The following is a 15,716-nucleotide window of genomic DNA, read 5'->3' as shown; positions in this document are numbered from 1 at the left end:
ATAGTTGACACAAAAAACCATGCCTCTCGGCATGGTTCTTCAAATTAACACTTAAAAGACCAAACGTCTTACTCTTCTTTTTTTATGTTTTCAAGGGCCTGTTTTACCTCGTCCAAACTTCCTTCTAAAACCACCTCTTCAGTTACTGTCTCTCCATCTTCGGTAAATACAGTCGTTACCACCGCTCTGGCATTTTCAGCCTCCACAGACTGCATTTCTATTTTTATTTCCTTTTTAATTTCTTGACTTTCCATAGATTCGCCTAAAGCCGAATGAAAAGAGTGCCCTCCCAAAATAGGCGCAATCACCAAACCAACCAAACAGGTCAATTTGATCAAGATGTTCATCGATGGTCCTGAGGTATCTTTAAAAGGATCTCCAACCGTGTCTCCCGTAACCGCAGCTTTATGGGCATCACTCCCCTTATAACTCATTTCACCATCTATTTCTACCCCAGCCTCAAAGGACTTTTTGGCATTATCCCAAGCACCTCCGGCATTATTTTGAAAAATAGCCCACATTACACCACTTACACACACACCAGCCATATACCCTCCAAGTGGCTCAGGACCAAAAACAAATCCAATAATAATCGGGGTAATAATTGTAATCAAACCTGGTAAAATCATCTGACGTAATGCTGCTTGGGTAGAAATATCCACACACTTTGCATATTCTGGCTTACCGGTTCCTTCCATAATCCCCGGAATTTCACGGAATTGGCGTCTCACTTCCTTAACCATTTCCATAGCCGCTTTCCCTACAGACTCCATGGCCAATGCAGAAAAAATTACGGGAATCATCCCCCCTACAAACAACATCGCCAATACATCTGCCTTGAAAATATTAATACCTTCTATCCCTGTAAAGGTTACATATGCTGCAAATAAGGCCAGTGCTGTTAAGGCGGCCGAAGCAATGGCAAACCCCTTTCCTATAGCTGCCGTTGTATTTCCTACAGAATCCAAAATATCAGTACGTTCTCTTACCTCAGGATCCAATTCACTCATTTCTGCCACACCACCTGCATTATCCGCAATAGGCCCAAAAGCATCAATAGCCAACTGCATAGCCGTGGTCGCCATCATGGCAGAAGCTGCTATGGCCACACCATAAAATCCGGCCAATTCATACGACCCGAAAATGGCAACAGCAAATAACAATACAGAAAAGAAAGTAGATTTCATTCCCACGGCAAGTCCTGCTATAATATTTGTAGCAGACCCTGTAGAACTGTTTTGAACGATCCCTCTTACTGGATCTTTCCCGAGTGCCGTATAATGTTCAGTAACGGTGGCAATTAAAGCCCCTACACACAGTCCTATTAAAGTAGCCCAGAACACATGCATGGAAGATACCGTTTTGTATCCTTCTCCAAAGAAACTCATGGTTAGAGTGTCCGGCAGCATATATTTTATCAAAAGAAAACTAGACAATAAGGTTAGAATAATGGCCGCCCAATTACCATAATCCAACGCTTTTTGAACCTGAGCTTCCTTAACATCATTACTTGAAATTTTCACTAAAAATGTCCCAATAATAGAGGCTAGAATACCAATTCCGGCAATTACCATTGGCAACAAAATAGGCCCCATATTATTGAAGGCATCCGTAAAAGGAGCATCTTGAGACATATCTTTGATCACATAATTCCCAAGTACCATAGCCGCTAAAACGGTAGCTACATAACTACCAAATAAATCGGCACCCATACCAGCTACATCCCCTACGTTATCACCTACATTATCAGCAATAGTTGCAGGATTTCTAGGATCATCCTCAGGAATTCCCGCTTCCACTTTCCCTACCAAATCGGCTCCTACATCGGCTGCTTTGGTATAAATACCTCCACCTACACGAGCAAATAAAGCAATAGACTCTGCTCCTAGGGAAAAACCAGCCAAAGCTTCCAAGGCCATGGTCATTTCTTCATAAAAAGAGGCATTTCCAACAATAAACATTTTTATGAAAATAGAAAACAAAAGGCTCAAACCCAAAACCGCCAAACTCGCAACCCCCAATCCCATCACAGTGCCTCCTCCAAAAGCTACTTTTAAAGCTTGTGGCAAACTGGTTTTGGCAGCTTCGGCAGTTCTTGCATTAGCTTCGGTAGCAATGCGCATCCCTATATTTCCAGCCAAAGCAGAAAAAATGGCTCCCAAAATGAAAGCCACGATGATTATCCAATGTGTTGTTGGAACAAAATATGAAATTGCAAAAAGCGCCACAGAAGCAATCGCCACAAAAATAGCCAGCAATCTATATTCGGCATTTAAAAAAGCGAGAGCGCCTTCCTTGATAGACGTTGAGATCTCCTGCATTCTTTCATTACCGGGAGCCTGCTTCTTTACCCATGCCATTTTCACGAACATAAAAAGCAGTCCTAAAATTGCCATTGCAATTGGCACAAAAATCATATTTGATTCCATATCCTAATGTTTTAAGTTACAAAAATTTACGTTAAATGTAGGAAAAACAAAGAATATAAAAAACCCCTTAATTTTATTAAGGGGTTTTTGAAAATAATTTATTTTTTAAGGGAACTTATATGGTAAAGCTTCCTTTTTTAAAGTGCTCACTCTCTTGGTAACGTTGCACACATTTGCTGAAAATTTCATAGGCTTCTTTGGCATCTCCCCATCCACCAACGTCAACTTTCTTTTCTTCCAAATCTTTATACACTTGGAAGAAGTGCTCGATTTCTTCCAGTCTATGTGGATTCAAATCGCTAATGTCACTTAATTTGTTCCAAATAGGATCCGATACTGGTACACAGATTAATTTTTCATCCGGTCCTTTTTCATCTGTCATATGGAAAACTCCAATTGGCTTTACTTCCATAACACACATCGGGAATGTTGGTTGATGCCCCATTACCAAAACATCTAGTGGATCACCATCCAAGGCCAACGTTTCAGGAATAAACCCGTAATCACCAGGATACATCATTGATGAAAACAACATTCGATCGAAACGAATTTTCTTAAGATCGAAATCATATTCATATTTGTTACGACTCCCGTTTGGGATCTCAATTAACACATCAAAGGTTAAATCATCTTTCGTACTCATTCAATATTTATTTTTCTACCTCCAAAAAGAGATACAATGTTTAGTTTTTTCGAAATTCAAAGGCGCAAAGATACGGAAGTCTTTATGCTTAGACAACTAAAAACTATTGGACTTTAGTTTAAGAAAGTGTAAAACGGGGCTAGCTTGCAAAGAATAAAGGTCATATCCTTATAAAAACTACATTAAAGTAAATTTCTAGAATTGGAAGTTAAACCCTCCTGTGATTCCAAAATCCCTTGCTGATGGAATTTCGAGATAATTCCCCCTGAAATTAAAGTCTAAACGGAACACCTTAAAAATATTGCCCACTCCCAAACTATACTCGTAATAGGGTTCATCTGTAGGGGATATATACTCCAGTCCGGAAGCATTCAAATCTCTATTTTCTTGGGATATTTTTCCCCATGCCGCCCTAAAACCAACAATGGCCCTTAAATTGAATTTCTTTATCACCGGAATACGGGAGAAAAAGCGTCCATTGAAATTATGCTCAAGGTGAAGTGAGGTATATGTATCTGTTACAAACTCGTAATAATCCAACAAGCTAAAAGTGTTGTAAATTGAAAAATACGATTGGTTCCCAGGAATGACACTCAACAATCCAAGAGGCACCGCTCCAAAAGTCTTTCCTGCCTCAATTACCGAAGTCAAACGTCCAAAGCCACCTAATTGCCATGGTTGGATATAAGAGAACTGTAATTTGGTATACTCAAAATCACTTTGAAAAACCACTTTATCCCCTCTACTAACCTGCGCAAATAAACTAGCATAAGTATCGTTGGCACTGGAACGCTCCACCCCAAAACCAGTCATTTTTCGCCCTGGAAAATAGGACAAGGAAAGTGTGGTTTGGTATTGACGGACTTCAGATGCAATTCCCGAAGGAGATTCTTCATCATAATAGTCCAAACTAAAGGTTTCCGAAGCTGAACGCAAGGTTCTATAATCACCAATAATGCGCAGTACCAAATTCTTTACAGGCTCAATTTCGGCTGCCAATGTGGTTAAATTGATATTGGTCAATTTATCGTTGACACTTGTGGTAAACACCGCTGACGAGGCAAAACTGCGTCCCAAAACATCGGTGGAATTGGTAAGGCTCGCCCCTATTTGTTCTACATCGCGACGGTTTCCTCCAGAAATAATGATACGGTTCTTTTTATCCAACAACCATTTCCCTGAAATCCCGTATTTAAACTTGTTGTCCTTAAAACCGTAGGCCGTAAATCCTTCAACACGCCACAAATCGTTATATCCAAAATAAGTTCGTCCCCCGGCCCGAAGCCTAAAACCTTCTACATCATTATAACCAAAGGTTGAAAAAATAGGTCCGTAATCAAAGTTTAATTCAGGAAACTCCTTGTACCCCGAGGCAAACATGCTCACCGTATTGTAGACACGCTGAAACTTTTTAACGGTTTTTAAGGTGTCGAGCATTTTGTAGACACCCTGCTCATCCTTATTGAGGGATTCCAAACGGTTTTGCTCCCAAAATTCATCATCACGATTGTAGATTTCCTTATTAAAATCGAAAACCTCCTCTACATAGAATTTAGGATCCTTAGGTTTATCGAACACATAATTGTTGTACAAAGTAGTTCGCTTTCCATAAACCCCTTTGGCTTTTTCCTTTTTCTGAAAGGCAAAATCGGACATAAAATAATCCCTTTTGATCAAAAACACTGAATCATTGAGTACTTCAAATTCCTGTTCGATATAGATTTCCTTCACCCAGTTGATGTTGGCACTCTTGGAGGCTTGCATGTTGATTTCCTTAATGGCAAAGGTGGTATCTGCTACCCAAAAATCCCCTTTAAATGTCAACTCGTTTTTACGCCTAGGGTAGTAAATAATGTTATAGCACCATTTGTTTTCTATAAAAGCACTATCGGAAAGTACATAGTTATAAGTATTGATTCCTGTTTTTGACAATGGACTCACAAAACTCTTATCGAAAAACTTAAGGTAATTATCATACACGTCATAATCGGCATACAAGTCATCCACAAAATCAATAAGCGCCTGATTATCGCTAAAACCAGAATTTTTATTCCCTTTTAATTCTTCACGCTCCTTTTTTATCTCATTGTCCCCATACACCCTACTAGCCGCTTCGTTGATGAATATTGGCAAATAGGTTTTTCCCGTGACATTGGAAGTATCCACTTGCTCAAAGACAAACTCCATCCCTTTAAACAAGTTCTTTTCCATAAAAGCACTGTCTATGGTGTTGATATCAAATTCAACTTTTTCATATTTATCGTACTCGTATTGCTTAAACATACGAAGTCCGTTTGATCGCTTATGAGCCCAGATTTTCTTTAAAATTCCAATGGCAGGATTCTCCGACTCTTTTTTGGATTGTTTACCGGTTACAATAACTACCTCCCCCAAGGAAGCAGCTTCCTCCTTGAGCACAAGATTCAAGTTATAGTTGACACGTTTAGGCAAGGCTAACTCCAAGGTTTCATAGCCCAAAAACGATACGGTTAAAGTATCCCAATTATTATCGGACTCTAGATAAAAACGCCCTTCTTCATTGGAGATGGTCCCCTCCGTAGATCCTTTGAAAATAACGTTGGCATAAGCCACTGGTTGGTTGTTTTCATCTATTACATAACCGCTAACTTTGGTTTGCGAAAATCCCAATAATAGCCCGAAGAAAAAGAATAGAGAAAATAGTTTTATGTTCATAAGCAAAAAAACTTCATCAGCACAAATATGCCAATGAAGTTTATATAACGCAAAAAAAAGCGTTTTATTTATACATTACCTTTTTTACAGCTTTAACAACATCGGTACTGTTAGGCAACCATTGCTCCAATAAAACTGGAGAATAAGGCGCAGGCGTATCGGCAGTGTTAATTTTTACAACAGGAGCATCCAAATAATCGAATGCCTCAGATTGTACGATATAAGTAATCTCGGTTGAAACGTTTCCAAATGGCCAAGCTTCTTCCAATACTACCAATCTATTTGTTTTCTTAACAGAAGCCAAAATAGTTGCTTTATCTAATGGACGTACAGTACGCAAATCGATGATTTCACAAGAAATTCCTTCTTTAGCCAATTCATCAGCAGCGATATAAGCTTCCTTAATGATTTTACCAAAAGATACAATGGTTACATCGGTTCCTTCACGCTTGATATCAGCTACTCCTAATGGAATCGTGTATTCTCCTTCTGGCACTTCTCCTTTGTCACCATACATTTGCTCACTTTCCATGAAAATTACTGGATCATCATCACGAATGGCTGATTTTAAAAGTCCTTTAGCGTCGTAAGGATTTGATGGCACAACTACTTTAAGACCTGGCGTATTGGCAAACCAGCTTTCAAAAGCTTGAGAGTGCGTTGCAGCCAACTGACCTGCAGAAGCTGTAGGTCCACGGAATACGATAGGACACTTGAACTGTCCACCAGACATTTGTCTGATTTTTGCCGCGTTGTTTATAATTTGATCAATTCCAACCAAAGAGAAGTTAAACGTCATGAACTCAACAATTGGTCTGGTTCCAGTCATTGTCGAACCCACCGCGATTCCTGCAAAACCAAGTTCAGCAATAGGAGTGTCAATAACACGCTTAGGGCCGAATTCATCCAACATTCCTTTTGATGCCTTGTAAGCACCATTGTATTCTGCGACTTCTTCACCCATTAAGTAAATGCTTTCATCTCTACGCATTTCTTCACTCATGGCTTCGCAAACAGCTTCTCTGAATTGAATTGTTTTCATTTGTATATTATTTAAATGGTCAGATAAAATTCACCTATTGCCCTGTAGAAAACTTACGGTTACAATAAGGCTCCTCTCATTTATATTTCAAGTTTAAATTGGATAGCAAAAATAGGAATAATTCATAAAAAAATAATCCCCTTTTCCCACGATTTGTAATTTTTAAAAGGCCCGAGATAAAACAGCATTCTATTTTCAAACCAAATTCACTCCTATTTTTAAGTAATTACCACAAAAGCGCATATATATTTTAACTTTTTTTACCATAAACGCCATATTTCTCTCAAAAAAGCAAAATTATATTATGCATGCATAGTAAATATTCAAATGAATTTATTTAACTTCGTAACCTCGAAAAAAAAGTACTTATTAAATAATAATATCAATATGAAAATATTAGTATGTATTAGCCATGTACCTGATACGACTTCAAAAATTAACTTTACCGAAGGCGACACTAAATTTGACACCAACGGTGTGCAGTTTGTAATCAATCCTAATGATGAATTTGGTTTGACCCGCGCCATGTGGTTTAAAGAAAAACAAGGTGCAACTGTAGATGTTGTAAATGTTGGAGGCCCTGAAACTGAACCTACCCTAAGAAAAGCCCTTGCTATTGGAGCAGATTCTGCTATTCGTGTAAACACAGAGCCAACCGACGGTTTTGTGGTTGCCAAACAATTGGCAAAAGTTGTGCAGGATGGTGGCTATGACCTTGTAATTGCCGGACGTGAGTCTATCGACTACAACGGAGGTATGGTACCTGGTATGTTGGCACGCTTAAACAATGCGAACTTTGTAAATACTTGTATTGGCCTTGAAGTTGAAGGCACTGCTGTAACAGCTGTAAGAGAAATTGATGGCGGAAAAGAAACCGTTACTACTTCTTTCCCTCTTGTTATTGGAGGTCAAAAAGGCTTGGTAGAAGAAAGCGACTTGCGCATTCCTAATATGAGAGGAATTATGATGGCTCGTAAAAAGCCGTTAACAGTTCTAGAACCTGTGGAAGCATCTGCCGAAACAGCATCTGTAAAGTTTGAGAAACCAGCTCCTAAAGGTGCTGTAACCTTAATCGATCCAGACAACGTAGAAGAATTAGTTAACCTACTTCACAACGAAGCCAAAGTAATTTAATAACCTACATATAGAACCCAATTGAATTTGATTCAATTTTAGTTTTATATATCAAATTAAGCTTATGTCAGTTTTAGTATATACAGAATCAGAACAAGGAACATTTAAGAAAGTGGCACTGGAAGTAGCGTCTTACGCCAAAGCTGTTGCCAACCAAATGGGCACTACCGTTACTGCCGTAACCATTAACGTCGAGGACACTTCCGTTTTAGGAACCTATGGTGTTGACAAGGTATTAAAGGTAAGTGATTCCCAATTAGAGAAATTCAATGCCAATGCTTACGCTAGTATCATTGCTCAAGCCGCTCAAAAAGAAGGCAGCCAAGTAGTAATTGTAAGCTCAAGTGCAGACAGTAAATATTTAGCGCCACTTTTGGCTGTAGACCTAAATGCAGGCTATGCTTCCAATGTAGTTGAAGCGCCAACAAGCACTGCTCCTTTCACAGTTAAACGTACAGCATTTACCAATAAAGCGTTCAACATGACTACCATCAATACCGATGTAAAATTGGTTGCGCTTTCTAAAAATGCCTTTGGTCTTGTTGAAAACAGTGCCGCCGCTGCTGCAGAAGACTTCACTCCTTCTATTCCGGAGTTTGGAGTAAATGTACAATCGGTGGATAAAGTAACTGGTAAGGTTACCATTGCCGATGCAGAGATTGTAGTATCTGGTGGTCGTGGTCTTAAGGGACCTGAAAACTGGGGAATGGTAGAAGAGCTTGCCGATGTTTTAGGAGCTGCTACTGCCTGCTCAAAACCAGTGAGCGATTTAGGATGGCGTCCGCACAGCGAACACGTTGGACAAACAGGAAAACCTGTGGCTGCCAACCTGTACATTGCCATCGGAATTTCAGGAGCAATTCAGCATTTGGCCGGTATCAACGCTTCCAAGGTAAAAGTGGTTATCAACACCGATCCTGAGGCCCCATTCTTTAAGGCTGCCGATTACGGAATTGTTGGAGACGCCTTTGAAGTTGTTCCTAAACTCATTGAAAAATTGAAGACATTTAAGGCACAACAATAATATTTTTTATAACTTGTATCTTTAAAGGACTGTTTAAATTTAGTTGACTTACAAAATCTGTCATTAGTTGTTGCTAAAGTCCTAATTTAAACAGTTCTTTGTGTTTTTTATTATGAGTTTAGTACGTCTTAACATAAAAGGAATTTCATATAGTCAAACACAAAATGGTGCCTACGCACTTATTTTGAACGAGGTTGACGGCGACCGAAAACTACCTATCGTTATAGGGGCTTTCGAAGCTCAGTCCATTGCCATTGCCCTAGAAAAAGAAATCCGCCCTCCAAGACCACTAACCCACGATTTATTCAAAAATTTTGCCGATCGGTTTGACATTATTGTCAAACAGGTCATTATTCATAAATTGGTTGATGGTGTATTCTATTCGAGCTTGATTTGCGAACGCGATAAAATTGAAGAGATTATCGATGCCCGAACAAGTGACGCCATTGCCTTGGCTCTAAGGTTCCAAGCCCCTATTTTTACCTATAAGAACATTTTGGACAAAGCAGGGATTTATTTAAAAGTAAACCCTAAAAGCGAAGAAGAAGGTGACAGCATCCTAGTGGATGATTTGGTTGCCGAAGAAGTTGAAGCTGGTATTCAGGAAAGTTTCAAGGACAAATCTTTGCAAGAATTAAATGCACTCTTGGAAGAAGCTGTTAAAAATGAGGATTATGAAAAAGCCGCGAAAATAAGGGACGAAATCTCCAAACGTTAGTTTCGCTGTTTAAAATGAGTGTTTGCTTGACGGTTATGGGTGCTTCAAATTAATATTTTGTAGCTCACATATGATCTAATAAACTCAAAACAGATGAAATATTTTTTCTTGGCTTTTACAGCTATTTTTTTTGCAATAAATACACTCTCATCGCAAAGCATTGAAAAAAAATGGCAATTTCAAACTATAGAAAACAAAACAGGTCAACCACTTTCTTCTGTTTCTGATTCAGATTTTTTTCAATTGGAAAACGGTTCGTTTTCCTATCAAACGTCTGCCGAAAATCAAGGACTTCATTCTGGAAATTACGTACATCAAAACAATGTTTTGGTACTGTACTACAACCAGCCTAAAGACACCATACGCCATTTCAGCATCAAGGAACTTACCGATTCCACTTTGGTATTCTCCGAAAAAGATATTACTTATCGCCTAGAACCAGTTCCTACAACCGCCCAAACTCCCGCTCTTGTTGAAGCCAATACGCTCATCAAAAGCAACGGATTTTCATTTGGCAGTTTTGGAAGAGGCGTTCTGGGCATGGTTTCCCTTTTGGTAATCGCCTTCCTCTTTAGCAGCAACAGAAAAGCCATTAACTGGAGAACGGTTGGTATTGGATTGGCAGCTCAATTACTCTTGGCTTTTGGTGTTTTAAAAGTCCCTTTTATACAAAGTATGTTTGAATGGGTTGGCGGTATTTTTGTCTCCATTTTAGATTTTACCATGGCAGGGACAGAATTCCTGTTCAAATCCTTTATTACAGATAAAATCGAAGATTCCCTAATAACGTTTGCTGTTTCCATTTTACCGACCATCATTTTCTTTTCGGCATTAACCTCGGTGTTGTTTTATTTAGGAATTATTCAAAAAGTAGTAAAAGGTTTGGCTTGGCTACTCTCCAAATTATTGAAGGTTTCCGGTGCCGAGAGTTTAAGTGTGGCTGGAAATATTTTCTTGGGACAAACAGAATCACCTTTGATGATCAAGGCCTATTTGGAAAAAATGAACCGCTCCGAAATGTTATTGGTGATGGTGGGCGGAATGGCTACCGTGGCAGGGGGCGTTTTGGCCGCATACATACGATTTTTGGGAGGCGGAGACCCCGTAATGGAATTGTTTTATGCCAAACATTTATTGGCAGCATCTGTGATGGCAGCTCCTGGAGCTATCGTGATTTCCAAAATTTTATATCCCCAAACTGAAGACATTGATGCCGAAATAAAAGTGACCCATGACGACATTGGCTCCAATATTTTGGATGCCATTGCCAACGGTACTTCTGAAGGATTGAAATTGGCCGTGAACGTTGGTGCTATGCTATTGGTATTTTTAGCCTTCATAGCCATGCTCAATGGTATTTTGCAATGGTTTGGAGATATAACCACGTTGAATACTGTTGTTGCTAACCATACCATTTACAACAGCCTCTCTCTTGAATTTATCCTTGGCTATATTTTGGCTCCCGTTATGTGGCTCATTGGGGTTGCCCAAGAAGATGTTGCCTTGATGGGACAGCTTTTAGGTGTCAAATTAGTGGCTAGTGAATTTGTAGGCTACATCCAATTGGCCGAGTTAAAAGATATTGGAAATGTCCTTCACCTGAAATACGAAAAGTCTGTGATCATGGCCACTTACATGCTTTGTGGCTTTGCCAACTTTGCCTCCATTGGGATTCAAATTGGAGGAATTGGCTCCCTGGCGCCTGGCCAACGAAAAACCTTATCGGAATTTGGGATAAAAGCACTAATTGGAGGAACGATTGCCTCCTTGATTTCTGCAACAATTGCAGGAATGATTATAGGCTAATCCATTTTGAAAGGTGCAATCTATTGTGCTCTTGGTTAGTTGATAACTTTTAATATCATTTCTAAGTCACACCAATTTCTTGTTTGCCTTTTTTCTAATTTAGCCCCATATTTAGACATGTAAGTTTACGGCATGTTTTTCAACTAAAAACAAAGAAATCCCAGAGATACAGAACTAGGAATATGAAACAATACCACGACCTTGTCAAGCATGTTTTGGAGCATGGTAATGAAAAATCGGACCGCACAGGTACAGGAACCAAAAGTGTATTTGGATACCAAATGCGATTTGATTTAAGCGAAGGCTTCCCGATGGTGACCACCAAAAAATTACACTTAAAATCTATTATTTACGAATTGCTTTGGTTTTTAAAAGGGGACACCAACATCGATTACCTTACTGAAAACGGCGTTAGAATTTGGAATGAATGGGCCGATGAAAATGGTGATTTAGGACCTGTTTACGGACATCAGTGGCGTAATTGGAACAGTGATGAGATCGATCAAATTAAGGAAGTCATCCAAACCCTAAAAACGAATCCAGATAGCAGACGTATGTTGGTTTCCGCATGGAATCCTTCGGTGCTTCCTGATACTTCGAAAAGTTTCAGTGACAATGTTGCCAATGGAAAAGCAGCATTGCCACCTTGTCATGCTTTCTTTCAATTTTATGTAGCCAATGGCAAACTTTCCTGCCAGCTCTACCAACGTAGTGCCGATATCTTTTTGGGGGTACCTTTCAACATTGCATCGTATGCCCTATTGACTATGATGATGGCTCAGGTTTGCGGTTATGAAGCGGGTGATTTCATCCATACGTTTGGAGATGCACATATTTATAGCAACCACTACGAGCAATTGGAACTGCAATTATCTAGAGAACCAAGACCTTTGCCTACCATGGTGTTAAACCCAGAAATCAAGGATATTTTTGATTTCACTTTTGACGACTTTACATTGGTGGGTTACGATCCACATCCTCATATTAAAGGGGTGGTAGCCGTATAAAACCTAAAACATATTTCAACAAAAAAGCGCTTTAAGAATTCTTAAAGCGCTTTTTATATGGAATTAAAAAAGGTTATAGGTTCAAAATACAATTGTCTGCCGAAGCGTAATCACTCCATTTGTAACCATCGGCTTGTTCGTCATTCACATAGGTTCCGTCTACCACATATCTAAATTCATACGAATGATCTTTCTCTAAATCCAAGGTTCCTTTAAAGGTCCCGTTTTTCAACTTTTTAAGCTCAACAGCTCCAGTATCCCAGTCATTAAAGGTTCCTACCAAAGCTACTTTGCTCGCTTCCTCTGCAGGCAAGGAAAAAGTAACTTTACAAATTGGTTTACTCTTTAGGTATTGTTTTGAAATTGCCATGGTAAAATGAATTAATTATACTCAAATCTATGAAAGAAAACTTCAGCAACAAACTGAAATTAAGACTGATAGTCAATATTTATCATTTTCTTAAAAATGGCTTCATTATAATTTAAAGAATAAAATAAAAACTTGTCTTTTTTGGTGTTTTGAAACCCGATCCTTATCAAAAACAGGCATATCAGTTTCATTTTCAATACATAAAACCTTCTCTTCTTGAATAAAAATTAATATTATTCCATTTACACTAAAAAGAGTAAATTTACATTAACTAATATTCAACCTATGTTCGGAAAGAAGAAACCAACGCCGCAAATAGACAAAGAACAATTGGAAATGCTTGAATACGCCCAAAAGCGTATCAAACAAAAAAAACGTTTATACTCCCATTTTGTAGTTTTCTTAATTGGCGCTGTGTTTCTAATCCTTGCCAACCTTGCCATGGGCATTGGCAAAGATGTCAAACCTTTTGGAGTGAATTGGTTTGTCTATCCTATCGTTATTTGGTTGTTCTTTTTACTCTACCATACCTTTAATGTGTTTGTAACCCACAGATTTATGGGAAAAGATTGGGAACAAAACCAATTAAATAAGTTAGTTGCCAAACAGAAAGCAAAAATTGAAGAGCTAAAAAAGACACTTCCAGAGCCAACAGTTACAGCTGCTAAACCAACTAAAAACAGTGAATTGACCATTATTGTAGCGGCGGCTGAAAACAATGTAATAGGGAAGGACAATGACTTGATCTGGCATTTAAGTGACGACTTAAAACGATTTAAAGACCTAACAAACGGACACCACATTATCATGGGAAGAAAGACTTTTGAAAGCTTCCCAAAACCTTTGCCAAACAGAACCCATATTGTCATCACTACCCAACAGGACTATAAAGTCCCTAGCGGTGTAGTTTTGGTGCACTCATTGGAAGATGCCATTGACGCCTCTCAAAGTGACCCCCAGCCTTACATTATTGGTGGAGGAGAAATTTACAAACAAGCTATGGCCATTGCAGATAAAATTGAATTGACCAGAGTCCATGAAAGTTTTGAAGGCGACACCTATTTCCCTGAAATAAATCCACTACAATGGAAGGAAGTGGCCAATAAATTCCACCAAAAAGACGACAAACACGATTACTCATTTTCATTTTTAACTTACGAACGCGCGTAATTCTCTAGCTTAATAAATCGCAATAAAAGCTACTTTTTCAGTAATTTTGCCACATGGTAAAAGACATACAGCTGCGTGTAACTCTGGAAGAGGAAAGGCAAAGCGATATTCTGCTTCTTAAAGCAGCTCAATTTTTGGATATTCCGGCAGAAGACATTTCAGGAATTAAAGTGTTGCGCAAATCTATTGATGCCCGCAAACGCCTGATCATTCTTAATTACAAAATAGCCGTATACATTAAGGAACCTGTTCCTGAAACTTCAGAATACCATTTTGATTACAAAGATGTTTCCAATGCCAAACCCATACATATTATAGGGTTTGGACCCGCAGGAATGTATGCCGCTTTGCGCTGTATTGAATTAGGATTTAAACCTGTAGTTCTTGAAAGAGGTAAAAATGTTAAAGACAGACGCCGCGACCTTAGAGCCATCAACCAAGAACATTTTGTGAATGAAGATTCCAACTATTGTTTTGGAGAAGGTGGTGCAGGAACTTATAGTGATGGAAAACTTTACACTAGAAGTTTGAAACGCGGTGATGTTCGCAGAATTTTTGAAAATTTAGTGTATCATGGTGCCACAGACCAAATTCTTGTGGATGCCCACCCCCATATTGGGACCAATAAATTACCAAAGGTGGTTACCAACATTCGTGAAACCATATTGAAATACGGGGGAGAAGTCCATTTTGAAACCCGTGTTTCCGATTTCACAATTAAGGATGGTACCATCACGGCCATCCACACACAACTAGGAGAAGAGATTCCTGTGAATCGCGTAATTCTTGCTACGGGACACTCCGCAAGAGACATCTTCTATTTATTGAACGACAAAAACATTGCTTTAAAAGCAAAATCTTTTGCAATGGGCGTTCGTGTAGAACACCCTCAGCATATAATCGATTCTATACAATATCACTGTTCTGGGCAACGTGATGAACTTTTACCCGCTGCAGCCTATAGTCTTGTGCAACAAGTGAACAATCGCGGTGTCTATTCATTTTGTATGTGCCCAGGTGGATTTATTGTGCCTGCCGCAACCGCTAATGGAGAAGTGGTGGTAAACGGAATGTCTCCCTCAAAACGCAACAATGAATTTGCAAATTCAGGGATTGTTGTTGAAATAAATGCAGACACCGATTTGCACAAATATGAGAAACACGGTATATTCAAAGCCTTGGAATATCAAAAAGATTTGGAGCGATTGGCCTTTACTGCTGGCGGCAGAACCCAAACAGCTCCCGCGCAACGCCTCACCGATTTTGTGGAAGGCAATTTATCAAACGATCTCAACCCGACCTCTTACCAACCGGGATTAAAATCGGCACCATTGCATTCGTTATTACCAAAACTTATTGGTGGTTCGTTGAGAAAAGGATTTAAAGCCTTCGGAGAAAAAATGAAAGGCTACTACACTTCCGAAGCTAACGTTATTGGTGTGGAATCTAGAACTTCTTCACCTGTGAATATCCCTAGAAACGAACAACTTGCACACCCTCAAATATCCAATCTTTACCCGTGTGGTGAAGGTGGCGGTTATGCTGGTGGAATTATTTCCGCAGCCATGGATGGCGAACGTTGTGCAGAAGCTGCTACAGAGAATTTATAACAAGATTACAAAACGCAAATCCAAGTTAAAATATTAAGTTTCAAAACCTTTTATAGTGCTGATAAAGGC

12 protein-coding genes are annotated in these 15,716 nt (G+C 39.1%); 7 read left to right on the top strand and 5 right to left on the bottom strand.

Annotated elements, in window-relative coordinates; translation table 11 throughout:
- Positions 1-68: 68 nt before the first annotated feature.
- From BKM32_RS07120 to BKM32_RS07105, 4 genes are all read right to left on the bottom strand, one after another.
- Positions 69-2,429, bottom strand: coding sequence for a sodium-translocating pyrophosphatase (locus tag BKM32_RS07120; RefSeq protein WP_076663204.1), 2,361 nt, complete (start codon positions 2,427-2,429; stop codon positions 69-71).
- Between the two features lie 115 nt (positions 2,430-2,544).
- Positions 2,545-3,072, bottom strand: coding sequence for an inorganic diphosphatase (locus BKM32_RS07115; RefSeq protein ID WP_076663203.1), 528 nt, complete (start codon positions 3,070-3,072; stop codon positions 2,545-2,547).
- 195 nt (positions 3,073-3,267) lie between these two features.
- Positions 3,268-5,766: a DUF5686 and carboxypeptidase-like regulatory domain-containing protein gene (locus tag BKM32_RS07110; RefSeq protein ID WP_076663202.1), complete on the bottom strand. Its 2,499-nt coding sequence runs from the start codon at positions 5,764-5,766 to the stop codon at positions 3,268-3,270.
- 64 nt (positions 5,767-5,830) lie between these two features.
- On the bottom strand, positions 5,831-6,808 hold the full coding sequence (locus BKM32_RS07105) for a pyruvate dehydrogenase complex E1 component subunit beta (protein WP_076663201.1): 978 nt from the start codon (positions 6,806-6,808) through the stop codon (positions 5,831-5,833).
- 387 nt (positions 6,809-7,195) lie between these two features.
- Between BKM32_RS07105 and BKM32_RS07100 the strand changes: the two genes are divergently transcribed.
- From BKM32_RS07100 to BKM32_RS07080, 5 genes are all read left to right on the top strand, one after another.
- Positions 7,196-7,942, top strand: coding sequence for an electron transfer flavoprotein subunit beta/FixA family protein (locus BKM32_RS07100; protein WP_076663322.1), 747 nt, complete (start codon positions 7,196-7,198; stop codon positions 7,940-7,942).
- Positions 7,943-8,006: 64 nt separating this feature from the next.
- Positions 8,007-8,966, top strand: coding sequence for an electron transfer flavoprotein subunit alpha/FixB family protein (locus BKM32_RS07095; protein ID WP_076663200.1), 960 nt, complete (start codon positions 8,007-8,009; stop codon positions 8,964-8,966).
- Positions 8,967-9,078: 112 nt separating this feature from the next.
- Positions 9,079-9,684 carry a bifunctional nuclease family protein gene (locus BKM32_RS07090; RefSeq protein ID WP_053978527.1) on the top strand — a complete coding sequence of 202 codons (606 nt, stop codon included), beginning with the start codon at positions 9,079-9,081 and terminating at the stop codon, positions 9,682-9,684.
- A 93-nt stretch (positions 9,685-9,777) separates the two neighbouring features.
- The gene (locus tag BKM32_RS07085; protein ID WP_076663199.1) at positions 9,778-11,490 is read left to right on the top strand and encodes a nucleoside transporter C-terminal domain-containing protein; all 1,713 of its coding nucleotides are present in this window, start codon (positions 9,778-9,780) and stop codon (positions 11,488-11,490) included.
- A 182-nt stretch (positions 11,491-11,672) separates the two neighbouring features.
- Positions 11,673-12,497 carry a thymidylate synthase gene (locus BKM32_RS07080; RefSeq protein WP_076663198.1) on the top strand — a complete coding sequence of 275 codons (825 nt, stop codon included), beginning with the start codon at positions 11,673-11,675 and terminating at the stop codon, positions 12,495-12,497.
- Between the two features lie 73 nt (positions 12,498-12,570).
- Here BKM32_RS07080 and BKM32_RS07075 read toward each other — a convergent pair whose 3' ends face one another.
- Positions 12,571-12,867, bottom strand: a complete 297-nt coding sequence (locus BKM32_RS07075) for an isoamylase early set domain-containing protein (protein ID WP_053978247.1) — start codon at positions 12,865-12,867, stop codon at positions 12,571-12,573.
- A gap of 285 nt (positions 12,868-13,152) precedes the next feature.
- Here BKM32_RS07075 and BKM32_RS07070 point away from each other — a divergent pair, with 285 nt between their 5' ends.
- Together BKM32_RS07070 and BKM32_RS07065 are read left to right on the top strand one after the other, a co-directional pair.
- Positions 13,153-14,037 carry a dihydrofolate reductase gene (locus BKM32_RS07070; RefSeq protein ID WP_076663197.1) on the top strand — a complete coding sequence of 295 codons (885 nt, stop codon included), beginning with the start codon at positions 13,153-13,155 and terminating at the stop codon, positions 14,035-14,037.
- A gap of 53 nt (positions 14,038-14,090) precedes the next feature.
- Positions 14,091-15,647, top strand: a complete 1,557-nt coding sequence (locus BKM32_RS07065) for an NAD(P)/FAD-dependent oxidoreductase (RefSeq protein ID WP_076663196.1) — start codon at positions 14,091-14,093, stop codon at positions 15,645-15,647.
- Positions 15,648-15,716: the final 69 nt, after the last annotated feature.

The organism is Mangrovimonas sp. DI 80 (genome assembly GCF_001975575.1).
Taxonomy (GTDB): domain Bacteria; phylum Bacteroidota; class Bacteroidia; order Flavobacteriales; family Flavobacteriaceae; genus Mangrovimonas_A; species Mangrovimonas_A xylaniphaga.
This window is presented reverse-complemented; position numbering and strand designations above follow the sequence as displayed.